The following is a 22,104-nucleotide window of genomic DNA, read 5'->3' on the forward strand; positions in this document are numbered from 1 at the left end:
GTGGGGTGCCGTGGGTGGGGGAGGCGTGACCGGCCGGTGGGGGGCCGTGGGTGCGGGAGGTGCGCCCGGTTCCTGGGGTGCCGTGGGTGCGGGGGGTGTCCCCGGGCTGTGGGGTGCCGTGGGTGGGGGAGGCGTGTCCGGCCGGTGGGGGGCCGTGGGTGCGGGAGGTGCGCCCGGTTCCTGGGGTGCCGTGGGTGCGGGGGGTGTCCCCGGGCTGTGGGGTGCCGTGGGTGGGGGAGGCGTGTCCGGCCGGTGGGGGGCCGTGGGTGCGGGAGGTGCGCCCGGTTCCTGGGGTGCCGTGGGTGCGGGGGCGTGCCTGGCCTGTGGGGGGCCGTGGGTGCGGGAGGCGTGTCCGGCCTGTGGGGGGCCGTGGGTGCGGGAGGCGCTGCCCGGTCCGCACCCACGGTCACGGCTCAGGCGCCCACGTACGCCTTCAGGTGGCGTGCCGTCAGGGTGTCGCCCTTCTCGACCAGTTCGGACGGGGTCCCCTCGAAGACGATGCTGCCGCCGTCGTGGCCCGCGCCCGGGCCCAGGTCGATCAGCCAGTCGGCGTGGGCCATGACCGCCTGGTGGTGCTCGATGACCACGACCGTGTTGCCCGCCTCGACGAGCCGGTCCAGGAGGGCCAGGAGCTGGTCGACGTCGGCCAGGTGCAGGCCCGTCGTCGGCTCGTCCAGGACGTAGATCGCGCCCTTCTCGGCCATGTGGATCGCCAGCTTCAGGCGTTGGCGCTCGCCGCCCGAGAGGGTGTTGAGGGGCTGGCCGAGGCGGAGGTAGCCGAGGCCGACGTCCTTCAGCCGGCCGAGGATCGTCCGCGCCTGACCCTTCGCCGTGAAGAAGTCGTACGCCTCCTCGATCGACATCGACAGCACCTCGTGGATGTTCTTGCCGTCGAGGGTGTAGGAGAGCACCTCAGCGGTGAAGCGCTTCCCCTCGCACTCCTCGCAGACCGAGGCGACGCCCGCCATCATCGCCAGGTCGGTGTAGACGAGACCGAGCCCGTTGCACGTCGGGCACGCGCCCTCCGAATTGGCGCTGAAGAGCGCGGCCTTGACCCCGTTGGCCTTGGCGAAGGCGTTGCGGATCGGGTTGAGCACTCCCGTGTACGTCGCCGGGTTCGAGCGGCGCGAGCCGCGGATCGGGGACTGGTCGGCGACGACGACACCTTCACGGCCCGGCAGGTTCCCGTGGATGAGGGAGGACTTGCCGGAGCCGGCCACGCCCGTGACGACCGTCAGGACGCCGGTCGGGATCTCGACGCTCACGTTCCTGAGGTTGTGCTGGGTCGCCCCCTCGATGGAGAGCGAGCCGGTCCGGGGCCGTACCTCGGCGCGCAGCTTCGCCCGGTGCGCGAGGTGGTCGCCGGTCAGCGTCCCGGAGGTGCGCAGGCCGGGCACGTCGCCGGAGTAGCAGATCTCGCCGCCCGCCGAGCCCGCGCGCGGGCCCAGGTCGACCACGTGGTCGGCGATCTCGATGACCTCCGGCTTGTGCTCCACGACCAGGACGGTGTTGCCCTTGTCGCGCAGCCGCAGCAGCAGGTCGTTCATGCGCTGGATGTCGTGCGGGTGCAGTCCGGTGGTGGGCTCGTCGAAGACGTAGGTGACGTCGGTGAGCGAGGAGCCGAGGTGGCGCACCATCTTGACGCGCTGCGCCTCGCCGCCGGAGAGCGTGCCGGAGGCCCGGTCCAGGCTGAGATAGCCGAGGCCGATCTCCACGAGGGAGTCGAGCAGCTCGCGCAGGCCCGCGAGGAGCGGGGCGACGGAGGGGTCCTCGATCCGGCGGATGAAGTCGGCCAGGTCGCTGATCTGCATCGCCGAGCACTCGGCGATGTTGACCCCGTCGATACGGGAGGACAGGGCGGCCCGGGTCAGGCGGGTGCCCTCGCACTCGGGGCAGGTGCGGAAGACGACGGCGCGGTCCACGAAGGCCCGGATGTGGGCCTGCATGGCTTCGCGGTCCTTGGAGAGGACCGTGCGCTGGAGCTTCAGGACCAGGCCCTCGTAGGTGAAGTTGTTGGAGCCGACCCTCACCTTGCAGGACGGCTTGTGGAGGAAGTCCTCCCACTCCTGCTCGGTGAAGTCCGCCAGCTTCTTGTCGGGGTCGTAGAAACCGGAGTGGGCCATGATCTGCCACATCCAGGAGTCGACGGCGTAGCCCGGGACGGTGATGGCGCCCTCGTTGAGGGACTTGGTCCGGTCGACGAGCTCGTCGACGTCGATGTCGGAGATCTCGCCGACGCCCTCGCAGCGCGGGCACATGCCCTCGGGCAGGTTGAAGCTGAAGGCGCCGGAGGTGCCGATGTGCGGGGTGCCGAGACGGCTGAAGACGATCCGGAGCATCGTGTACGCGTCGGTCGCCGTGCCCACCGTGGAGCGGGAGTTGGCGCCCATCCGCTCCTGGTCGACGACGATCGCGGCGCTGAGGTTGTGCAGTCCGTCCACGTCCGGCCGGCCGAGGCTCGGCATGAAGGACTGGAGAAAGGCGCTGTAGGTCTCGTTGATGAGGCGCTGCGACTCGGCGGCGATGGTGCCGAAGACGAGCGAGGACTTCCCGGAGCCGGAGACGCCGGTGAAGACGGTGAGACGGCGCTTGGGGAGGTCGACGGAGACGTCCTTGAGGTTGTTCTCCCGGGCTCCGCGGACCTGGATGACGTGGTGGCTGTCCGCTGCGGCGGGGGTGGTCATGTGTGCGCCCTCCGATGGTGGTCCCGTACCAGGACCACGTTACTCTATACAGCGTACAAAGTAACGAGGAATGGGTCTGACCTGCGAGAATGGGTGTCATGGCAAAGGAGCGGAGCAGCGGGGCGGGGGATCCGGCGCGGACCCTGGAGCTGCTGTGGCGGGACGGCGCGTCGGCGGCCCCGGGGGGACGGCGAGGGCCTCGGCAGGGGCTCACCGTCGACGCGGTCGTCGACGCGGCGATCGGTCTGGCCGACGAGGGCGGGCTCGACGCGCTCACCATGCGCGCGGTCGCCCAGCGCCTGGGGGTGACCCCCATGACGCTCTACACCTACGTCCCGGGCAAGGCCGAGCTGCTCGATCTGATGCTGGACGCCGTCTTCCTGCGGATGCCGCGCGCGCCCTTCGCGGGGGACGAGCCCTGGCGGGAGCGGGTGACGGCGGTCGCCGGCGCCAACCGCGCGCTCTATCTGGGCCATCCGTGGCTGGCGGAGCTCAGGGTCCACCGGCCGCCACTCGGCCCGGGGGTGATGACGAAGTACGAGCACGAGCTCGGCGCCTTCGAGGGCGTGGGGCTCGACGACGTGGCCATGGACTCGGCGCTGACCCATGTCCTCGGCTTCGTACAGACCATGGCGCGGACGGAGTTGGACGCGCGGGCCGTGGCGCGGGAGAGCGTGCTGTCCGACCACGAGTGGTGGACCGCGCACGAGCCGCTGCTGGCCCGCGTGCTCGACCCCGAGCGCTTCCCGCTGGCGACGCGGGTGGGGGAGGCGTCGGCCGTGGCGTACCAGGGCCTGTACGACGCCGGCCATGCCTACGCCTTCGGTCTCGCCCGCGTCCTGGACGGGCTCGCGGCGCTCATCCCCCCAGGTTCAGCAGCGCGTTGAGCCCCGCCTTGAGCTCCTCCGCCGAGAGCTCGCGCTCGACCGACAGGTGGTGCATCAGGCTCGGCGAGAACGGTGCGAGCAGGAGGTGGGCGAGCAGCGCGCCGTTCGCCTCGGGCCGCAGCCGCGAGAGCAGCAGGGCGACATGGGTGTGCATCGCGAGGTACGCGCCGCTGGTGTAGCGCGCGCTGGGGGCGGCGGCCTGGGCGGCGAGCAGGAGCGCGCGCTGTTCGATGACCCGGTCGACGAGGGCGTCGAGGAAGGCGTGCAGCCGCTCGTCGGCGGGGGCGCCGGGGCCGAGCGGGGGCGGGCCGCTCATGTACGCCTCCTGGAACTGTCGCTCCCGGTCGTCGAGGAGGGCCCACAGGAGCTGGGAGACATCGCCGAAGCGGCGGTAGACCGTGCCGACGCCGATCCCGCTGGCGTGGGCGACCTGGTTCATGGTGACGGCCTCGGGCCCCACCTCGGCGACGATCCGGGCCGCCGCGTCGAGGATTTTGCGCCGGTTGCGCGCGGCGTCGGCCCGCTCGGGCGCGGCGCGCCCGGCGGTGGGGAGCAGGGTGATCCCGGGGACGGTGGGGACGCCGGAGGCGGGGAGTGGCCCGGGGACCGGCTCGGGTCCGCCCGGTCCCGGCCCCTGCGCCGGCTTCTTCTTTGCCGTGCTCATGTCGTCCGCCTGCCCTTCGCCCTTCGCCCCGAGCCCCCTCGGTCCGTCCGTGACACGAGCATAACGGAGCGCTATCCGGTTTTCGCGGCTTCCCCTTGCGAAGTGGATTGGTATCCACTTACGCTCGACTCGTTGAACCGGAACAGAATCCGTTTAAGGGGCTCGACATGTCCGTCAAGGTTGCTGTCATCTACTACTCGGCCACGGGGAACGTGCACGAGCTCGCCCAGGCCGTCGCCGAAGGCGCCGAGAAGGCGGGTGCGGAGGTCCGGCTGCGCCGGGTCCCCGAGCTCGCCCCCGACGCCGCCATCGACTCGAACCCGGCCTGGCGCGCCCACGTGGACGCCACGGGCGACGTCGAGATCGCCACGCTCGACGACCTGGAGTGGGCCGACGCCTACGCCTTCGGCTCGCCCACCCGGTTCGGCAACGTCGCCGCGCAGCTGAAGCAGTTCATCGACACCTCGGGCGGCCTGTGGCAGCAGGGCGGCATGGCCGACAAGCCGGCGACCGCCTTCACCAGCGCCCACAACGTGCACGGCGGCAACGAGTCGACGCTGCTCGCGCTCTACAACACCTTCCACCACTGGGGCTCGGTCATCGTCTCCCCCGGCTACACCGACCCGTCGGTGTACGCGGCGGGCGGCAACCCCTACGGCACGGCGCACCCGGGTGCGAACGGCACCCCGGAGGAGAACGTCCTCCAGGCCGCGCGCTACCAGGGCGCGCGCCTCGCGAAGTTCGCCAAGAAGCTGAAGGGCCTCGCGACCGACTGACCCCGCGCGCCGCACCGCGTTCCGCACCACCGGCCAGGGCCGGGACTCCACACGACGGAGCCCCGGCCCTTCGCCGTTCCGGCAAGCGGCTGGATACCCCTGGGGGAGCGGTCGGAGAGCGTGATGACGGCTTCGTAGCCCCGCCGGGTAGCGGTGTCCATGTAGTTCTGGACCTGCTCGGCGCACAATCACGAACCCGGCCGAGCCGCTCACTCACCCAGCCTGGATGCCTTTGTGCGCAGGTAGTGGCGTTCCGGGAGGCTGAGGGTGAGGCGGGCCGCTTCCTCGTAGGCGTCGCGGGCCGCTTCGGTCGCGCCGGTGCGTTCGAGGAGGTGGGCGCGGACCGCCGCGAGGCGGTGGTGGTCCTTCAGGCGGGGTTCCAGGGCGGTGAGTTCGGTGAGGCCGGACTCGGGGCCATGGACCATCGCGACGGCCACCGCGCGGCCCAGTTCCGCCATCGGGTCGGGGGCCTGGGCGACCAGGAGGTCGTAGAGGGCGAGGATCTGCGGCCAGTCCGTGTCCTCGGGGCGGGCCGCCTCGTCATGGAGGGCCGAGATCGCCGCCTGGAGCTGGTACGGGCCCGGCGGGCCCTCCGCGAGGGCCTCCTCGACCAGGGCCGTGCCCTCGGCGATCGCTGCGGAGTCCCAGAGCGTGCGGTCCTGCTCGTCCAGCGGGATCAGCTCGCCGTGCGAGCCCGTGCGGGCCGCGCTCCGGGCCTCCGTCAGGAGCATCAGGGCCAGCAGACCCGTCACCGTGCCCTCCCGCGGCAGCAGGCGGCGCACGGCACGGGTCAGCCGGATCGCCTCGCCGGCCAGGTCGCCGCGGTGGAGGGCCGGGCCCGAGGTCGCGGTGTAGCCCTCGTTGAAGATCAGGTAGAGCACCTGGAGGACGGTGGCCAGCCGGGCGTCCCGGTCGTCCGGGCCGGGAGGGTGGAAGGGGTGGTCGCGGAGCTTCGCCTTCGCCCGGCTGATCCGCTGCGCGATCGTCGCCTCGGGTACGAGATGGGCCCGGGCGATCTCCGCCGTGGTGAGGCCGCCGACGGCGCGCAGCGTCAGCGCGATCCGGGCGGCCGGCGCGAGCGCCGGGTCGCAGCAGAGGAAGAGGAGCGTGAGGGTGTCGTCGTCGGACGGGGCGGCCCGGGTCTCGCGGGGCTCCAGACGAGCGGCCGTCTCCTCCCGCCGCGCCCGCGCCTCGTCCGCCCGCAGCTGGTCGGTCAGCCGCCGCGAGGCCACCCGGATCAGCCAGCCGCGCGGATTCGCGGGCGTCCCCGCCTTAGGCCACTGCCGCGCGGCGGCCAGCAGCGCCTCCTGCACGGCGTCCTCGGCGGCGTCGAAGTGCCCGTACCGGCGTACGAGCGCGCCGAGGACCTGCGGCGCGTGCCGGCGCAGTAGGTCCTCGACCGTCTCCTCCCCGTCCACGCTCAGCCGGCGAGGAACTCGGACTCGGAACGCTCGTCGATCTGGCGGATCACCACCGGGTACTCCGGCGCCCCGGCCGGCTGCGGGCACCGGGCGACGCGCGCCGCGATCTCCGTGACCCGCTCCAGGCTCGCGCAGTCGAGCACCCAGTACCCGGCGAGCAGCTCCTTCGTCTCGCTGTACGGCCCGTCGGTGATCACCGGCTGCCCGGCCTTGTCGACGGACACGAACCGCGTCCTGGCCGGCTCGACGAGCCCCTGCGCGTCGACCAGCTCGCCCGACTCCGCGAGGTCGTTGTTGATCGACCCCATGTGCTCGAACATCGCCTTCATGTCCTGCTCGCTCCACACGGGACCCTGCCCGGAGCGCTTGCCGGTCATCACGTCGTAGTCGGCCTGGGATCCCTGCACCATGACGAGGTACTTCATGACGTTCTCCTTCGGTGGTGGCTCATCCGGTTTCCGGATGCCTTTCACAGGGGACGTCGGAGCCGGGCGCCGATCCTCGACACCTCGCGGGCGCCGTTCCGGATTCTTCTCGGATTCCACCCGCAGGAACCACGGCTCGAACCCCGGACCGCCTCGGCCGCAGGAAGCGACGGTCCCGCTCCGCGACGTGGTGCAGCGGGCCCGCCGCGCGCAGGACGACATCGAGGACCCGGTCGGGCTCGGCCGCGTAGCTGTGCGCGAACCACGGCATGTTCGCCTCGACCACCGCCCACCGTTCCCCTCCGGCGTCCATGTCCGTGACCAGGCCGATGTCGACGGCGACCGCGCTCGGCAGCGACTCGCCCGCCTCGGCGAGGAGCCGCTCGCCGAAACGGCGGGCACCGGCCGGGAGCGGACCCGGGTCGAGACGGCCGTACACGGCGTACCGGCTCCCCGTGACGATCCGGCCGTCCAGCGCGAACAGCCGGAACTCGGAGGCGAAGCTCACCACGTCCGAGACGAGGACCGCCGTGTCCGGTGGCAGGCGCCCCGGCACCCCCTCCGCGAGCCGCCCGCCGTCCTCGTACACGGCGGGCGGGAAGGACTTGTCGCCGGGCGGCTTCACGAACGCGGGCTGCCGAAGGCTCGCCCTGGCCTCGTCCAGCGTCGTCAGGACGACGTGCCGGGCGGTGAACTCCTCCGGGAGGTCCGCGAGCCACGTGTCCGCCGGTTCCAGAAGGCCCAGGCCGAGCGGCAGGGCGATCCGGTCGGCGAGCAGCGGGCCGCCGTACCAGTGGTACCCCGAACGCCCGGGGGCGCGCGGCTCGGGTGGCCCGTCCAGGACCCGTACCCCCATGCCCCGGCGTGCCGCCGCCTCGGACATCAGGAGGGTCGTGGAGGTGCGCTGGGGCGAGGTCAGCAGGACCGACTCCCTCGTCCTGCCGGTTCCCTGCATCCCGTTCTCCGTCGTGTCGGTTCCCGACGCCTCGTCCCCCGCCGTGCTGGTTCCCGGCATCTCGTCCCCCGCCCTGTCGGCCCCCGACATCCCGTCCCCCGTCGTCACTTCTCCCCGACTCACCGCCCGGCGGCCAGTTCCCGCTCCAGCGGCGAGCGGAAGCGGGGAGTCACCCGTACGTCGCCGATCCAGCCCGCGAGCCGCTCCGCCTCGGCCGCGATGGCGGCGCCGGCCTCCGCGCCCATGTCGGCGAGCAGCCGATGGACGATCTCGCCGTCCGGGCGCTGGGCCCAGACGCCGACGACACGGCCGTTCCACCACACCGTCGGGCCGATGTTCCCGCTGCGGTCGTACAGCGCCGGCCTGTACGCCGGGTCGATGTACCAGTCGCGCTGCTGCCAGCCCATCGCCGTCGGGTCGAGCAAGGGGAGCAGCGCCGCCCACGGCTCCGGCTCCGGTACGGGCGCGGTGTCGTCCGGCAGGACGTAGCCGGTGCCCTCCGCCAGCTCCACCTCCTCCGCGCCCAGCGCCGCCAGCGCCTTGCGGACGTCGGTGACCTTCCAGCCGGTCCACCACTTCAGGTCGGCCTCGGTCGCGGGCCCGCAGGCCGCCAGCCAGCGCCGTACGAGATCGGCATGGGCGTCCGCGTCGCTCGGGTCGGGGCGCTCCGGGGTCAGCGTCCAGCGGAAGCGGCTGGAGGTCCAGGTGCCCTGCGGCCGGCCGCGGGCGATCCGGCCCTCCATGCCGAGGACGCGCAGCAGCCGGCTGGAGAGCGGCTGGTCGCCCTCCTGGCGGGTGCCGACCCCGTGGACGTACTGCGCGCGCAGCCGAGGGACGGCCGCACCGAGCTCGGCGCCCGTCGCCTCGCCGCGCGCCGCCAGCTCCTCGGCCAGCAGACGCTCGGTCTCCGCCAGCCACTCCTCGTCGTACGCGCTGCCCTTGCGCAGGTCCCTGACCAGCATGGCCCGTTCGCGGGTGGCGACGTCACGCGTGGTGGAGGCGTGCACGGCCGGGGTGAGGTCGGTCGGGAAGACGAAGATGGTGTGCCGCATCCCGTGCATCCGGGTCAGCGTCCGGTCCTCGTAGAGGGCCTGTTCCAGGGCTCGTACCGGCCCTTCGTCCCCGCTCAGCCGCGCCCCCACCGCGAGGAAGACGCTCGCCGGATCGGTCGCATGCAGGGCCACCAGGGACCCCGCCACCTCTGCCACGTCCGTCGCCCGTGCCGCCCCGGCCAGCCGGTGCCGTACGGCCAGCCGGGCCCTGCGCTCGTCCGCCGTGATCGGCCGCCTCTTCGTACCCATGCCGGTAAGCATGGCCCCTCACACCGACAGGAAGCCGGTCAGGCGCTGCACGACCGGGCGGGATGGGGCCACTGGACTCACCGGGCGCGATGGGGGCCACTGAGCCGACGGGCCGCGGCCGGGCTCGCCGACGGGCTCACTGGGCGCGCGGGGGCCACTGGGTGGGATGGGGCCACCGGGTCGACGGGGCCACCGGGCGGGATGGGGCCCACCGGGCGGGATGGGGTCGACGGGTCGACGGGCCGACGGGGCCCACCGGGCGGGATGGGGTCGACGGGTCGACGGGCCCACCGGGTGGGATGGGGCCACCGGGCCGACGGCCCATTGGGGTTCGGCGCGCGGGGCGGGGCGCCCCTCAGGTGCCGCCGCGCGGTGGGGGCCCGCCCTTGGATGCCGTCGTGCGGTCGCCCCGCCCCTCAGCTGCCGCCAAGGGATGGGGCCCCGTCCCTCACCCCGCCGCGGGGTGGGCCCGTCCCTCACCCCGCCGCGCGGTCGCCCAGCGGCCGGCGGCGCAGGGCCGCGTTCGTCAGGGCCGGCGGGCGCCAGACGCCGTCCGCCTGGTAGAGGTTCGTCCCGGGCGGGACGATCTCGTCGATCCGGTCGAGGACCTCGTCGTCGAGGACGAGCGAGGCGCCCTTCAGGAGCCCCTCCAGCTGTTCCCCCGTCCGAGGCCCGATGATCACGGACGTCACCGCCGGGTGCGCCGTCACGAACGCGAGGGCCAGCTCGGGCAGCGAGCAGCCGATCTCCTCGGCCAGGGCGATCAGTTGCTCGACGGCGTCGAACTTGGCGGCGTTGCCGGGGAGCTCCGGGTCGAAGCGGTGCGGGGTGAGCGCGGGGCGGCCGCCGGTCAGGTCGACCGGCCGGTCCTTGCGGTACTTCCCGGTGAGGAACCCGGACGCCAGCGGGCTCCAGGTCAGCACCCCCATCCCGTACCGCTGCGCCACCGGCAGCACCGAGGCCTCGATGCCCCGCGCGAGCAGCGAGTACGGCGGCTGCTCGGTGCGGAAGCGGCGCAGGCCGCGCCGCTCGGCGACGGCATGCGCCTCGACGATCTCCTCGGCGGGGAACGTGGAGCAGCCGAACGCCCGTATCTTGCCCTGCGCCTGGAGGTCGCCGAGGACGGCGAGCGTCTCCTCGATGTCCGTACGGTGGTCGGGCCGGTGGACCTGGTAGAGATCGATCCGGTCGGTGCCGAGCCGCGTCAGGCTGTCCTCGACGGCCCGGGTGAGCCAGCGCCGCGAGAGGCCGCCGCGGGCCGGCCCCTCGCCGATCGGGAAGTACCCCTTGGTGGCGAGGACGACGTCGTCCCGCCGCTTGGGGTCGCGCAGCGCCTTGCCGACGATCTCCTCGGACTCGCCGGCCGAGTACATGTCGGCGGTGTCCACGAAGTTGATGCCCTGGTCGAGCGCGGCATGGATGACCCGTACGGAGTCCGCGTGGTCGGGATTGCCGACGGCTCCGAACATCATCGTGCCGAGGCAGTACGTGCTGACTTCGATCCCGGTCCCGCCGAGTACGCGATAACGCATGTGTCGGATCTCCCCGTTGGCCTTCCGGCGTGAAGCCGGTTCGCGCGGCACTCTAGAAGCTGGAGTGGACTCCAACGCAAGAGCGCACGGGAGCCGGGAAGTCCATCAGCGCCACGAGAGCCGTACTCCGCCACGTACGACGACGACCCGATCCGACCGGGACCGGGTCATACGAGCTCGTCCGAGGGGGCGAGCAGGGCGTCGGCGACCGAGGTGCGGGCGTAGAGGACGGAGCGGCCGCTGCGGTGCGCGGTGACGAGGCCCGCGTTGCGCAGTGCCGTCAGGTGCTGGGAGACACCGGCGGCCGACAGGCCGCAGTGGACGGCGAGTTGGGTGGTGGAGGCCGGGGTGTCGAGTTCGGTGAGGAGCAGGGTGCGGGAGCGGCCGAGGACGGCGGCGACGGCGTCGGTCGCGGCGTTCGTACGCGGCTCCCAGAGATTGCCGACACCCCGGGCGGGATAGGCGAGTTGGGGCGGATCCGGCGCCACCGCACGGGTCAGGACGCGGGGCCAGGCGAACGCCGAGGGGACGAGCAGCAGCCCGGAGCCGGTCTGGTCGCGGGTGAGTGCGCAGTGGCGGCGGACCAGGTGCAGGGTGCCGTCGTCCCACCGTACGGTCTCGTGCAGTTCGCTCAGGACGCGCGCCGAGCCGTGCTCGGCGACCTGCCGCGCGCGGTGGAAGACATCGGCTTCGAGGAGCTGGCGGATGCGGGCCCAGTAGGGGGCGAGGGCGAGTTCCCAGTACGTCTCGATCTCGGCGGCGACCTTCTCCAGGGCCTCCTCGGGCGCCTCGCGCAACAGCCGCAGCCGTGGCGAGGGGCGCCGGCCGGCCGGGTCCTTGGTCCGGAGGATGTCCAGGTCGGCGCGGACCTGAGCGGGCGTGGACGCGCGGATGGCGTCGAGTTCGGCGGCGAGGGTGGGGAAGGGGGTGGCGGGGGTGGGGTTGAGGAAGTCGGCGAGATAGCCGTGGCCCGGGACCAGTTCGGCCAGCCAGCCGCTGTCGAGTCCCGCCTGCGCTAGCCGGGGCCGTACCTGCGCGGCCCAACGCCGGTGCAGCGGCGGCTCGGTGGTGTCCCGGAGCAGCCGGAAGCTGGTGACGACCTCCCACATGGGGGAGACCGCGAACCGGGTCTGCGCCAGGTCGGCCGCCGAGAAGTTGAGCCCCGATTCCATGTGTCCCCCACACCGTAGATCGATTCGGTCTGAGCTTAATCAATGGCCGGTCCCGGTGTCCCGGGCGCAAGGTCCTCGCATGTTCTCCTCCTTCCGCGGACTTCCGCCCACCGTGTGGACCGTCTTCGCCGGCACGGTCATCAACCGGCTCGGTTTCATGGTCACGCCGTTCCTCGTCTTCTTCCTCGCGGCGCGTGATGTGACGGGGACCGAGACGACGTACGTCCTCGGTGCCCTGGGCGCCGGCAATCTGCTCGGCCCGGCCGTCGGCGGCGTCCTCGCCGACCGCGTCGGCCGCCGCCCGACGATGCTGATCGGGCTCGTCGGCTCGGCCGCGGCGCAGGGCGCGCTCTTCGTGGCGCCGGGCGTGTGGACGATGGCGGTCGCGGCGCTGCTGATCAGCGCGATGGGTGCGCTGGTGGGCCCGGCGGCGTACGCGCTGATGGCCGACGCGGTCGACGCGGAGCGCAGGCAGCGCGCGTACGCCCTGTTCGGCTGGGGCGTGAACATCGGTACGGCGGTGGCGGGCGTCCTCGGCGGCTTCCTGGCGGCGCAGGGCTACTGGCTGCTGTTCGCGGTGGACGCGGGGACGATGCTGATCTACGCGGTGGTGGTGGCGACGCGCCTGAGCGAGCCGCCGCGCGCGAAGGCGGCGGAGGGTTCGGACGACGGCATCGGCTACGGAGTCGTCTTCCGCGACCGACTGGCCATGGCACTGCTCCCCCTCTTCGGCGTCGAGCTCTTCGTCTACTCCCTGACCGAGGTCGCCCTGCCGCTCGCCGTCCACGACAGCGGTCTCTCTCCGGCGGTGTACGGGGCGATGGCGGCGGTCAACGCGATCCTGGTGGTCGCGCTGCAGCCCTTCGTCACGGCCAAGCTGGCGCGCCTTCCCCAGCTCCCGGTGCAGGGCGCGGGCAGCGCCCTGATCGCGATCGGCGTGGCCCTGACGGGCCTGGCGGACGGGGTCGTGGGCTTCACGGTGTCGGTGGTCGTCTGGTCCCTGGGCGAGGTGGTGGTCGCGGGCATCGCCGCGACGGTCATCGCCAACCTGGCCCCACCCCACGCCCGCGGCCGCTACCAGGGCGCCTTCAGCTGGACCAGCGCGATGGGTGCGCTGGTGGGCCCGGCGGCGTACGCGCCTGGCGCTGACGGGTCGGGTGGGGCGGCGCGCGGGGACGGGGCATGAGCTGGTGGCGTGAGGCCGGGGCGGTGGGCCGGGGGCGGGGTGGTCGGGCAGGCGGGGGCCAGGGTCGTGGGACAACTGATCGCCGGGCGGCCTTTGGGGGGCAGCCCGGCGACGACGGTGACGTACGCACGGCCGAGTCAGTCGCGCCGGATGTGCTCCGGGTCGACGTGGCGGCGTACGAGGGGCAGCGAGGCGACCGCGGCGGCGATCAGCACCCCGAGACAGCAGACGAGCAGCAGCGGCAACCCACTCCAGTCCCAGTGCACGGCCCCACCCCCGGTGATCAGATAACTCGACTCGGCCAGCCACCCGGTGACCACGGCCGCCCCGAGCCCGACGGCGAGCGGCAACACGACCTGCGCACACTGCACGACCCGCAAGGTCGCCGCCTTGGCCCCGAGCAACGCGAGAGCGGCAACCTGCCCCCGCCGCTCCATGGCCCGATCGGCGACGGACACGACGAACGCGGCGACGCTGATGACGAGACCGAGGACCATACCGGCGGCGAGGAGGCTGCGGATGACGGTGAGCTGGGCGAGTGAGTCGACGACGATGCCGACGGGCTCGACGGTGGCGGTGGGGGCGATCGTGCCCAGGGCGTCGAGGGTGGTGCGGACGGTCTGTGGTTCGGAATCGGTGGCGAGAACGAGCTGGCCATCTGCGGGAAGCGTGCCGGCGGGGAGCAGCGCAGGTGGGACGAGCACGTCCGCGGCACCCAGGTCGTACGACTCGTAGGTGCGAGCAGTCAGCAGTTCCCGAGGGACATCGATCGCGAACTTCTTGCCGTTGTCCAGAAGGATAGGGAACTTCCTCCCCGGCTGGGCATCTTCATCCGGCAGATTGTCGGGGCGTTGCAGGCGGACGATCTTCCCGTCAACGCACCCGTGGGACGACTTGCTGAAGGCCATGAGATGAGCGCATGTCGCGACGGTCACGTCGATGGTTGCACTGCTGGCGTCGTTGGCATCGGACCAGGTCGGAGTGCTGATGCCATGTGCTCTGATTCCCTCGACCTTGGTCATGCTCTCCCGCTGTTGAGGCGTCAGGCCAGCGAGGCTGATCTTGTACTCCTGGATGGGTGAGGTGTTGCGGCTCACCTGGCTGAGTTCCACGAGAACGCCCTGGGTGAGGGACGTGGCGTAGACGAGCAGTACGAGTCCTGTGATCACCCGCAGCGAGGCGCCGGGCTCGACCTCGGCGCGGCGCATGGCTAGCGTCAACGGCAGGGACCGTGTGGTGCCGGCCAACCGACGGGCGAGCCATGCGGTGATCGGTGGCAGCCCCAGGACCAGCCCGGCTCCGGTGAGCAGCACGGCAGCCGGGACAAGGATGGTGCTGGACGATCCGCCGGATGGATCTCTTCCCAACACGCTGAGGAGGCAGTAGCCGCCGATGACTCCGAGTCCCGGGACAAGTAGAAGCGTCCCGTAGACCCTGGGCGGCCTGTGCTCGGCTGTACGGCGGACGTTGAGCGGGGTGCGCGCGGCCGCACGGGCGCCGTGGCGTCCGACGAACCAGGCAAGGGCCGGACAGAGGATCAGGCAGGCGGCGAGCGTGGTGGCCTCGGGGCGTCCATCGATTGGGTACCAGTGGAGGCCTGGCAGGCCGATTCTTGCCATGATCTCGTTGACGACGACGTACCCGCCGATGCCGAGCAGTGCCCCGAGGAAGGCTGCGGCCACGGTTTCGCCCGCGCTGACGCGCAACGTGTCCTTGACGCTCAGTCCGACGAGCCGCAGCGCTGCGAGTCTGCGGGAGCGGGTCTCGGCCGAGAGTCGGGCGCACACCGAGAGGAACACGACGAGGGGGAGCAGTACCACGCAGGCGAGGGTGAACCGCAGGATGTCGAGGGTGGATTCTTCGACGACCTCGGTTACGGGGTAGCGAGCGCCGAAGTGGTCGACACGCTGGACACCCTCAGCAGGGAGACGGGCATGGGTGGTGCCGATGTAGGCGTACAGCTCGTCGGGTCCGGCAAGTCCCTGCTGCCCGATCGTGCCAGTCACCTTGCCGGGCAGGAGTCCAGCAACTCCCGGTGCCTCGGCCAGGACCGCGCGCAACTGCGGCGAAATAATGACTTCTCCGGCTGCCGGTAGCCTGTCGATGCCCGGAGGAACCGGCGTCCGGCCGGACGATGATCGGGCGACGAAGACCCGGTGGAGCGGCTGAGATCCGTAGGCATCCTTGCGGCTGAATGCGACGGTGTCGGCGGTCGACCATCCGTCCTTCAGCTCGTACCCGGCGCGTGGCTCACGGGCGGCGGAGCGGGCATCGTGGGCGGCGAGGATCGCCGGAATGGTGAGAACGGCGGCGAGGCAAGCAACCCCAACAGAGGTGCCACATGTCATGAGCAGGAATCGGGTCCAGCCTGTGCGACCACCACGCCACAGCAGGAGCATGCCAAGGAAGAGGGGGTTCACTTCAGGATCCCGTCGGCCATCGTGTACCGGCTGTCGGCCTGCTCAGCCACCGTGGCGTCGTGCGTGACGATGACGACGGCAGTGCCTTGTTCCCGTGCGAGCCGCAGGAACTCCTCCAGTACGGCAGAGGCGTTGGCGCTGTCGAGCGCGCCGGTCGGCTCGTCGGCGAACACGATGTCCGGCCGGTGTACGAGCGCCCGGGCAACCGCCACGCGCTGGCTCTGGCCACCGGACAGCTGCGAGGTCCTGCGTCGCAACAGGTCGGTCATGCCCAGTCGTCCGAGAACCTCACCGGCCGCCGCGTGAGCAGGCGCCTTACGCTGGCCGGCTAGGCGGAGAGGGAGTGCGGCGTTCTCTTCGACCGTGAGCTCCGGCAGCAACTCACCGTATTGGAAGACGAATCCGAACCGCTCTCGTCGCAGAGTGCTCAGGTCGTCGTCGGAGAGTGTCGAGAGCGCGACTCCGTCGAACGAGACCGTGCCGTTCGACGGAGCCAGCACCCCTGCCAGGCAGTACAGCAGCGACGACTTTCCCGAGCCGCTGCTTCCCATGATGGCCGTCACCTCCCCGCGCTTCAGCGAGAAGTCCGCGCCACTGACGGCCTTCTGCGTTCCGTAGAAGAGATCCACGCCCTTAGCGCGGAGAATGGCTTGCATCCTGGTGTGACTCCCTCGCATGCGGAGGGCGCACGCAGGCGGCCTCCGGAACCTTCGACGTTCGGAACGGCTACGGGCGGAGTGACTCCGGGCGCAGGTAGTGCAAGGTATCGGCACAATTGTCCGGGCGAAGGGACCCGCGGTCGCGGCAGACGCGGAGCCACGCCTCGTTCGTGTACTGGGCGGCGCCGTCGTAGATCACCTTCTTCAGAGTGACGGTCTTCCTCTGCGTGCCGTAGAGGCGGCTCCAGCTGTAGCCCTCGACCTTGGACTCCACGTAGACGTTGTGGCCGTCCGTGGCATCGTCGTCCTTGAGCTTCACCTCAAAGTTGAAACCGCCATGGTTCTGTCCCCTGAGCTCCCACTTGTACTTGCCCGTGGCGATCACACCTCGGGTGTCCATGCGCGGCAGGTTGTGCCACCCATCGGCCGCAGCCGCCCCCGCCCCACCCAAGAACAACCCCGCCGCAACCGCCACCGTCGCCAACTTCCGCATGCTTCCTCCAACTTGAGAGAGCCCCCACTGGGGTGTTGCGGAAAGTGTTCCAGCGATTACGGAGAGCTTCATCCGCCGTAACGTCTCTGCCGCCCCGGACCCCCCGAACCGGTGACATCACCACACGAGTCGGGCCATCGGGCGGTCCCGGAAACGCCGAAGGCCCCGGCCGGTTTCCCGGGCGGGGTCCTCCGTGCGCTTGCTGGTGTGGCGGCGGGGTCAGCCGACGAGTTCCCGCTTGTCGGCGGCGACCTCCGCGCCCTCCACGTCCGTGCCGTCCGCGGCCTCCGTCTCCGCCGCGCCCGGCTTCGTGTTGCGCATGACCACCGCCGCCAGGACCGCCGCGGCGAGGACGCCGATCGCGCTGATCGTGAAGGTGGCCGACATCGAGGTCGTGAAGGCCTCCCGGGCCGTGTTCATCAGGCCCGCGTCGCCCTGCGCCGCCGCCAGGGCGCCGCCGATCGAGCCCTTCGCCTGCTCCGAGGCGTCCGCCGGCATCTCCGCGGCGAAGCGGCTCGACAGGAGCGAGCCGAGGATCGCGATGCCGAGCGCGGTGCCGGCCTGCTGGATCGTGTCGTTCAGGGCCGAGCCGACGCCCGCCTTCTCCGCCGGGATCGTGCCCATCAGGGCGCCGACCGCGGCCGGCATCGCCAGGCCGGCACCGAGGCCGAGCAGGCCGAGGGCGACGGCCGGGACGGTGAAGCCGGAGGAGGCGTCGACCGTGGTCAGCAGGCCGAACGAGGCGGCCATGGTGAGCAGTCCGGCCAGGACCAGGGCGCGGTAGCCGAGCTTCGCGGCGAGCCCGGCGCCGGCGGCGTTGCCGATCAGGGCGGCGACGGCCAGCGGCATGAAGGCGAGGCCCGCCTTCACCGGCGAGTAGCCGAGGACGAACTGCAGGTACTGGGTGAGGACGAGCAGCAGGCCGCCGTTGCCGATCTGGACGAGAGTGAGCGAGAGCGAACCACCGCTGAAGTTGCGGTTCTTGAAGAGGACCAGCGGGACCATCGGCGACGGGGTGACGTTCTCCCAGATCACGAATCCGGCGAGAGCGGCGACCGCGACCACCAGGGTGATCGCCCCACGGCCCTCGAAGGCGCCGTGCTGCGGAATCTCGATGATCCACCAGATCAGGGCGGTCATGCCGATCGCGGACAGCACCGCGCCGAGCGGGTCCGGCTTCTGCCACGGGCCCTTCGACTCCGGCATGAGGGTGAGAGCGGCGATCACGGCGAGCACGACGACCGGGACGTTGATGAGGAAGATCGACTGCCAGGAGAAGTGGTCGATCAGCACACCGCCGAGGATCGGGCTGCCGACGAGGCCGAGCATGGACACCGAGCCCCAGGCCGCCATCGCCTTGCTGCGCTCGTCCTCCTCGAAGACGGTGATGAGGATCGACAGCGTCGAGGGCATGATCAGCGCTCCGCCGACGCCCATCGCGATGCGTACGGCGATGACCTCACCGGGGTCGTTCGAGAAGGTCGCCGCCAGCGACGCCAGGCCGAAGAGCAGCAGGCCGATGATCATGACCTTCCGCCGGCCGAACCGGTCGCCGAGGCTTCCGGAGGTGAGCAGGAGTCCGGCGAAGACCAGGATGTACGAGTCGAGGATCCACTGGATGTCCTGGGCGCTCGCGCCGATGTCCTCGGTCATCGAGGGCACCGCGACCGTCAGCGCCATGCTGTCGACGACCAGGACCAGCGTGCTGAGGCACAGCACGACGAGGATCCACCAGCGGCGTGGATTGCGGACGGTTTCCATGGGAGTTCCTCTCGGGCGAAGCGCACGGTGTTCCTTCGGTGCGAACACTGTACGCAGACGCGTACGCCGTGCGCAACCCTTCAATCCGTACGCAGCGGCGCACGCTGTGCGCAGAGCCCGACTCCTGTACGCTCGATGCGAACGCTGTACGCACTCGGGTATGGATGAGTACGGACGCGTATGCGCCTGTACGTACCTGTACGCACCGAAGGAGGATCATGGCCGCCAAGTCGAACCCGATCCCGTCCGTCTGGGCCCGGCAGCAGGCCGCGCCCGATCAGCCCGCGCTCAGCCGCGCCGCGATCGTCCGCGAGGCGATCGTGATGCTGGACGCCGACGGCACCGAGGCGCTGAGCATGCGCAAGCTCGGCGCCCGCCTGAACGCCGGCGCCACGTCCCTCTACCGGCACGTCGCGACCAAGGACGAGCTGATGGAGCTCGCGGTCGACGAGGTCTTCGGCGAGATCGTCGTACCTCCCGTCGACAGTCCGGACTGGCGCGCCGCCGCGACCGAGGCCGCCGGCTCGTTCCGCGCGACGGCGCTGCGCCACCCCTGGCTGGCCTCGGTCCTCGGCCAGGCGGGCCTCGCCTACCTGGGGCCCAACCTCATGGCGTACTCGGAACGGATGGCCACTCTCTTCACGAACGTCGGCTTCCCCGAGCCGAGCCGGGCGATCGAGACCCTCCTGACGTACGTCATCGGGATGAGTACGACGGAGGCCGCCTGGCTCACGACGGTCGCCCGCTCCGGTGACACGGAGGTCGAGTTCATCGCCCGCTTCACCCCCGCCGCCCAGCAGGCGGCGGCCGGACACGACTACCTGGTCGCGGCGTACGAGGCGTCCCTGAACGTCGATCCGGTCGAGATCCGCGACGCGAAGTTCACGTACGGCCTGGAGGTCGTCCTGGACGGCCTCGCCCTGCGCCTCCCGCGCTGACCCGCCGGTACGCACCGGTACGCACCGGCGCGACGAAGGGCGCGACCGGTGCCGGGCGCGCCCTTCGTCGTGCGTACGGATCGTGGTGCGCGCGGCGCGGTGCCGTCAGTAGGCGAGCGCCTCGTCGAGGCTGTTCAGCCAGTGCGTGACCTTGGCGTCGTCGGTCTTGTACGTGTCGGCCGGGAGCGTCAGGATCGCCGGACTGCCGACCGAACCGGACGCGTCGCGCGAGTCGAAGTGCACGCCGAGCCGGGACGTGGTGCGGCCGTTGGCCTCCTCGCCGGTGCGCTCGCCGATCAGGATGACGGAGGCGTAGGCGGACTGGCCCGGGGCGAGCCGGATCACGCTCTGCTGCTGGGTGCCGTCGTCGATGGCGGTGGCGGCCTGCTCGTCGTCGAAGCGGAGCAGCGGCGCCCGGTACAGGTCGCAGGACGCGGGGCCCTTGTTGGTGGCGGTGAGCAGCAGGTGGTTGATGGGGCGCGAGGGCCGGTTGACGACGACCCTGGTGTTGTCGCCGGTGCAGGTGACGACCTTGGCCTGATCGCCGCCCGGCTTCTTGGTGCCACCGGTGGTCTGCTTGCCGTCGGTGCTCGTCCCGCCGTTGGCGCCCGCGCTCGTTCCGCTGTTCGTGCCTCCGGCGCTCTCCTTGCCGCCGGAGTCGGTGCCACCCGTGCCCGACTGGCCGGACGAGGGCGCAGGAGCGACCGTCGACGTGGCGGACGGGCTCTTGCCCGACGCTTCGGCGGACGGTGCCTTGCCGGTCTCCGTGCCGCCGCAGGCGGTGGTGAGGAGAGCGGCGGTCATGACGGTGGCGGCGAGGGCGGTGCGGCGGACGGTGAAGGTACGCATGAGGTTGTTCCCCGTTGTGTGAGTGGTGGTGACGGTCAATCAGCGGAAGCGCCCGGCTGATCGGTGGAAGCGCCCGGCCCGAGTGGCGGCGCTGCACTCACCTTGCGTGCCGCCTTCGCATTCGCACCAGCAGCCGGGGACAATGTCGTAGGCGCGAATGCGCAGAGTGGGGTTGACCTGGGGAAACGTCTTCCCCCTGGAACGCCTGCCTGGGACGTCGAACGGCAATGGCGAACGGCACGGCGAACGGCACGGCGAACGGCACGGCGAACGGAAGGCTGCTCGGGGTGGGGATGCAGAGTGATGATCTGGCGGGTTTCCTACGGGAATTGAAGGAACGGTCAGGGCTCAGCTACGGCACCCTCGCCAAGCGCCTGCACATGAGCCCGTCGACGGTGCACCGCTACTGCAACAGCGATGCCGTGCCGACGGACTTCGCGCCCGTGGAGAAGATCGCCCGGCTCTGCGGGGCGCAGCGCGAGGAGCTGCTGCGGCTGCACCGTCTGTGGATCGTCGCGGACGAAACCCGCCGCCGGGCCAGGTCCGCGGCGGCAGGACCCGCGGTGGAGAAGTCCCCTTCGGGCTCTGAGCGGCCGACGGAGCCGAAGGGGCCGACGGAACGGACAGAGGCCGACCCGCAGCAGCATCAGGAGCAGCAACAGCAACAGGAGCAGGAGCAGCAGAACCCGCATTCGGAGCCGACCCCCGCCCCCGACACCGATCCCGCCTCCGCCCCCGACACCGATCCCGCCCCCACCCCCGCCCCGGACCTTGATCCCGCCCCCGCCCCCACCCCCGAGTCGCTACGGGACGAGGCGGCGTCGGCGCCCCAGGAACCCACCACCGCCCCGGCGTCCCGCCGGCGCCGGTTGCCGTGGCCGTTGACCGCCGCCGCGGCGATGGTCGTCGTCGCGGCCATCGGTACCGCGGTCGTCTGGACCAACACGCACGACACTTCGCGCGCGGGCGACCGGCCCGCCGAGGGCCCCGAGGCCTCGTCCTCGGCGGCTCGTACCCCCGGCGGCCCGGCCACGGGCGACGCGAAGCCCAGCCGTACGACGTCGAGCACACCGACCCCCGGCGGGCCGTCGACCGGTACGCGTACGGACGCCCCGGGGAAGACGGGCGGGGCCGGGGACGAGTCCCTTGAGGTGCCGGTGGCGGCGAGCGTCAACCCGTACGTGTGGAAGGACCCGTGCAGTCAGTTCTACGTCGTGGACCAGGGCCCGAAGGTCGTGCCGCCGCCGCCCTCCCAGCAGAACGCGCGCGGCTGGGTCACCGCCCTCGGCGGGGTGCCCGGGGGCGAGGTGGTGATCGACGTGTCGCTTCAGGGGCTCGGCGACGACACCGTCGTCCTCAACGCCCTGCACGTACGGACGGTCGAGACGTCCGAGCCGCTGCGGGGCAACGTGTACGCGATGGGCGTCGGCTGCGGCGGGGACGCCCGCATGCAGAGCCTGGACATCAACCTGGATGCGGCCCAGCCGCGGCCGGTCCCCGTGGCGGGGTGGAAGGGCGACCGGTACGTCCCGGCGTCGGACTTCCCGTACACGGTGTCCGCGAGCGACCCGCAGGTCCTGACGATCACCGCGCACACGCGGGGCCGGAGCGTGCGGTGGTACCTGGAGCTGGAGTGGAGCAGCGGCGAACGCAGCGGAGTGCTCCGGGTGGACGACCGGGGCAAGCCGTTCTCGACGAGCGCCACGGCGAACATGCCGACGTACCAGTTCCCCTTGGGGTCGAGCGCCTGGGAGCCGTATCAGTTCGGGTGACAGGTGATCGGCCCGTGGCCCGCAACCGGCGGCCGGTGTCCGCGACCCCCCACCTGTCACCGGCCGCCGACCTGTCACCGACCCCTCACCTGTCACCGGCCCCTCACCTGTCACCGGCCCCCCACCTGTCACCGGCCGCGACCTGTCACCGACCCCCCACCTGTCACCGGCCGCGACCTGTCACCGGCCGCCGACGTGTCACCGGCGGC

The 22,104-nt window shown here is 71.8% G+C and carries 18 protein-coding genes; 5 read left to right on the forward strand and 13 right to left on the reverse strand.

The genetic code is table 11. From position 1 onward, the window contains the following. Nucleotides 1-413: 413 nt before the first annotated feature. Nucleotides 414-2,684: an ATP-binding cassette domain-containing protein gene (locus tag ACFVZW_RS13100; RefSeq protein ID WP_384520350.1), complete on the reverse strand. Its 2,271-nt coding sequence runs from the start codon at nt 2,682-2,684 to the stop codon at nt 414-416. A 98-nt stretch (nt 2,685-2,782) separates the two neighbouring features. On the opposite strand from ACFVZW_RS13100, the gene ACFVZW_RS13105 reads away from it, so the two are divergent. Further along, nucleotides 2,783-3,571, forward strand: a complete 789-nt coding sequence (locus tag ACFVZW_RS13105; protein ID WP_384520352.1) for a TetR/AcrR family transcriptional regulator — start codon at nt 2,783-2,785, stop codon at nt 3,569-3,571. Here ACFVZW_RS13105 and ACFVZW_RS13110 read toward each other — a convergent pair. After that, nucleotides 3,543-4,235, reverse strand: coding sequence for a TetR/AcrR family transcriptional regulator (locus ACFVZW_RS13110; protein WP_384520354.1), 693 nt, complete (start codon nt 4,233-4,235; stop codon nt 3,543-3,545). The two genes, ACFVZW_RS13105 and ACFVZW_RS13110, sit on opposite strands and share 29 nt — an antisense overlap. Nucleotides 4,236-4,402: 167 nt before the next feature. Between ACFVZW_RS13110 and wrbA the strand changes: the two genes are divergently transcribed. After that, nucleotides 4,403-5,011, forward strand: a complete 609-nt coding sequence (wrbA, locus tag ACFVZW_RS13115; RefSeq protein WP_384520356.1) for an NAD(P)H:quinone oxidoreductase — start codon at nt 4,403-4,405, stop codon at nt 5,009-5,011. Between the two features lie 209 nt (nt 5,012-5,220). On the opposite strand, the gene ACFVZW_RS13120 is transcribed toward wrbA, so the two are convergent. From ACFVZW_RS13120 to ACFVZW_RS13145, 6 genes are all read right to left on the reverse strand, one after another. Then, nucleotides 5,221-6,429: an RNA polymerase sigma factor gene (locus ACFVZW_RS13120; protein WP_384520358.1), complete on the reverse strand. Its 1,209-nt coding sequence runs from the start codon at nt 6,427-6,429 to the stop codon at nt 5,221-5,223. Nucleotides 6,430-6,431: 2 nt separating this feature from the next. Then, a complete protein-coding gene (locus ACFVZW_RS13125) occupies nt 6,432-6,857 on the reverse strand; it encodes a YciI family protein (protein WP_384520360.1) in 426 nt (141 codons plus the stop codon). A gap of 22 nt (nt 6,858-6,879) precedes the next feature. Next, nucleotides 6,880-7,872: an ATP-grasp domain-containing protein gene (locus tag ACFVZW_RS13130; protein ID WP_384520361.1), complete on the reverse strand. Its 993-nt coding sequence runs from the start codon at nt 7,870-7,872 to the stop codon at nt 6,880-6,882. Between the two features lie 59 nt (nt 7,873-7,931). Then, nucleotides 7,932-9,113 (reverse strand): winged helix DNA-binding domain-containing protein, encoded by a 1,182-nt coding sequence (locus ACFVZW_RS13135; RefSeq protein ID WP_384520363.1) that lies wholly within the window; start codon nt 9,111-9,113, stop codon nt 7,932-7,934. A 476-nt stretch (nt 9,114-9,589) separates the two neighbouring features. After that, entirely contained in the window at nt 9,590-10,645 is a 1,056-nt protein-coding gene (locus ACFVZW_RS13140) for an aldo/keto reductase (protein WP_384520365.1), read from the reverse strand. A gap of 167 nt (nt 10,646-10,812) precedes the next feature. Further along, the gene (locus tag ACFVZW_RS13145) at nt 10,813-11,817 is read right to left on the reverse strand and encodes a DUF5937 family protein (RefSeq protein WP_384520367.1); all 1,005 of its coding nucleotides are present in this window, start codon (nt 11,815-11,817) and stop codon (nt 10,813-10,815) included. A 79-nt stretch (nt 11,818-11,896) separates the two neighbouring features. Between ACFVZW_RS13145 and ACFVZW_RS13150 the strand changes: the two genes are divergently transcribed. Beyond that, a complete protein-coding gene (locus ACFVZW_RS13150) occupies nt 11,897-13,003 on the forward strand; it encodes an MFS transporter (RefSeq protein WP_384520369.1) in 1,107 nt (368 codons plus the stop codon). A 137-nt stretch (nt 13,004-13,140) separates the two neighbouring features. Here ACFVZW_RS13150 and ACFVZW_RS13155 read toward each other — a convergent pair whose 3' ends face one another. From ACFVZW_RS13155 to ACFVZW_RS13170, 4 genes are all read right to left on the reverse strand, one after another. Further along, nucleotides 13,141-15,423: an FtsX-like permease family protein gene (locus ACFVZW_RS13155; RefSeq protein ID WP_384520371.1), complete on the reverse strand. Its 2,283-nt coding sequence runs from the start codon at nt 15,421-15,423 to the stop codon at nt 13,141-13,143. Next, nucleotides 15,420-16,079, reverse strand: a complete 660-nt coding sequence (locus tag ACFVZW_RS13160; protein ID WP_384520373.1) for an ABC transporter ATP-binding protein — start codon at nt 16,077-16,079, stop codon at nt 15,420-15,422. Before ACFVZW_RS13160 ends, ACFVZW_RS13155 begins: the two co-directional genes overlap by 4 nt. Before the next feature lie 70 nt (nt 16,080-16,149). Next, the gene (locus tag ACFVZW_RS13165) at nt 16,150-16,575 is read right to left on the reverse strand and encodes a hypothetical protein (RefSeq protein ID WP_384520375.1); all 426 of its coding nucleotides are present in this window, start codon (nt 16,573-16,575) and stop codon (nt 16,150-16,152) included. Between the two features lie 219 nt (nt 16,576-16,794). Further along, nucleotides 16,795-18,336: an MFS transporter gene (locus tag ACFVZW_RS13170; RefSeq protein ID WP_384520377.1), complete on the reverse strand. Its 1,542-nt coding sequence runs from the start codon at nt 18,334-18,336 to the stop codon at nt 16,795-16,797. A 218-nt stretch (nt 18,337-18,554) separates the two neighbouring features. Between ACFVZW_RS13170 and ACFVZW_RS13175 the strand changes: the two genes are divergently transcribed. Then, complete coding sequence (locus ACFVZW_RS13175; RefSeq protein WP_384520379.1) at nt 18,555-19,274, forward strand: TetR/AcrR family transcriptional regulator; 720 nt, start codon at nt 18,555-18,557, stop codon at nt 19,272-19,274. Nucleotides 19,275-19,379: 105 nt separating this feature from the next. On the opposite strand, the gene ACFVZW_RS13180 is transcribed toward ACFVZW_RS13175, so the two are convergent. After that, a complete protein-coding gene (locus tag ACFVZW_RS13180) occupies nt 19,380-20,123 on the reverse strand; it encodes a DUF4232 domain-containing protein (RefSeq protein ID WP_384520381.1) in 744 nt (247 codons plus the stop codon). A gap of 329 nt (nt 20,124-20,452) precedes the next feature. Between ACFVZW_RS13180 and ACFVZW_RS13185 the strand changes: the two genes are divergently transcribed. Beyond that, entirely contained in the window at nt 20,453-21,895 is a 1,443-nt protein-coding gene (locus ACFVZW_RS13185) for a helix-turn-helix domain-containing protein (protein ID WP_384520383.1), read from the forward strand. Nucleotides 21,896-22,104 lie beyond the last annotated feature (209 nt).

It is taken from the genome of Streptomyces sp. NPDC059567 (assembly GCF_042735655.1).
GTDB lineage: Bacteria > Actinomycetota > Actinomycetes > Streptomycetales > Streptomycetaceae > Streptomyces.

What these genes read in the sequence shown, in the direction of transcription:
- ACFVZW_RS13100 (WP_384520350.1), bottom strand. Translation starts at nt 2,684, where the DNA reads ATGACCACCCCCGCCGCAGCGGACAGCCACCACGTCATCCAGGTCCGC.
- ACFVZW_RS13105 (WP_384520352.1), top strand. Translation starts at nt 2,783, where the DNA reads ATGGCAAAGGAGCGGAGCAGCGGGGCGGGGGATCCGGCGCGGACCCTG.
- ACFVZW_RS13110 (WP_384520354.1), bottom strand. Translation starts at nt 4,235, where the DNA reads ATGAGCACGGCAAAGAAGAAGCCGGCGCAGGGGCCGGGACCGGGCGGA.
- wrbA (WP_384520356.1), top strand. Translation starts at nt 4,403, where the DNA reads ATGTCCGTCAAGGTTGCTGTCATCTACTACTCGGCCACGGGGAACGTG.
- ACFVZW_RS13125 (WP_384520360.1), bottom strand. Translation starts at nt 6,857, where the DNA reads ATGAAGTACCTCGTCATGGTGCAGGGATCCCAGGCCGACTACGACGTG.
- ACFVZW_RS13130 (WP_384520361.1), bottom strand. Translation starts at nt 7,872, where the DNA reads ATGCCGGGAACCAGCACGGCGGGGGACGAGGCGTCGGGAACCGACACG.
- ACFVZW_RS13135 (WP_384520363.1), bottom strand. Translation starts at nt 9,113, where the DNA reads ATGGGTACGAAGAGGCGGCCGATCACGGCGGACGAGCGCAGGGCCCGG.
- ACFVZW_RS13140 (WP_384520365.1), bottom strand. Translation starts at nt 10,645, where the DNA reads ATGCGTTATCGCGTACTCGGCGGGACCGGGATCGAAGTCAGCACGTAC.
- ACFVZW_RS13145 (WP_384520367.1), bottom strand. Translation starts at nt 11,817, where the DNA reads ATGGAATCGGGGCTCAACTTCTCGGCGGCCGACCTGGCGCAGACCCGG.
- ACFVZW_RS13150 (WP_384520369.1), top strand. Translation starts at nt 11,897, where the DNA reads ATGTTCTCCTCCTTCCGCGGACTTCCGCCCACCGTGTGGACCGTCTTC.
- ACFVZW_RS13160 (WP_384520373.1), bottom strand. Translation starts at nt 16,079, where the DNA reads ATGCAAGCCATTCTCCGCGCTAAGGGCGTGGATCTCTTCTACGGAACG.
- ACFVZW_RS13165 (WP_384520375.1), bottom strand. Translation starts at nt 16,575, where the DNA reads ATGCGGAAGTTGGCGACGGTGGCGGTTGCGGCGGGGTTGTTCTTGGGT.
- ACFVZW_RS13170 (WP_384520377.1), bottom strand. Translation starts at nt 18,336, where the DNA reads ATGGAAACCGTCCGCAATCCACGCCGCTGGTGGATCCTCGTCGTGCTG.
- ACFVZW_RS13175 (WP_384520379.1), top strand. Translation starts at nt 18,555, where the DNA reads ATGGCCGCCAAGTCGAACCCGATCCCGTCCGTCTGGGCCCGGCAGCAG.
- ACFVZW_RS13180 (WP_384520381.1), bottom strand. Translation starts at nt 20,123, where the DNA reads ATGCGTACCTTCACCGTCCGCCGCACCGCCCTCGCCGCCACCGTCATG.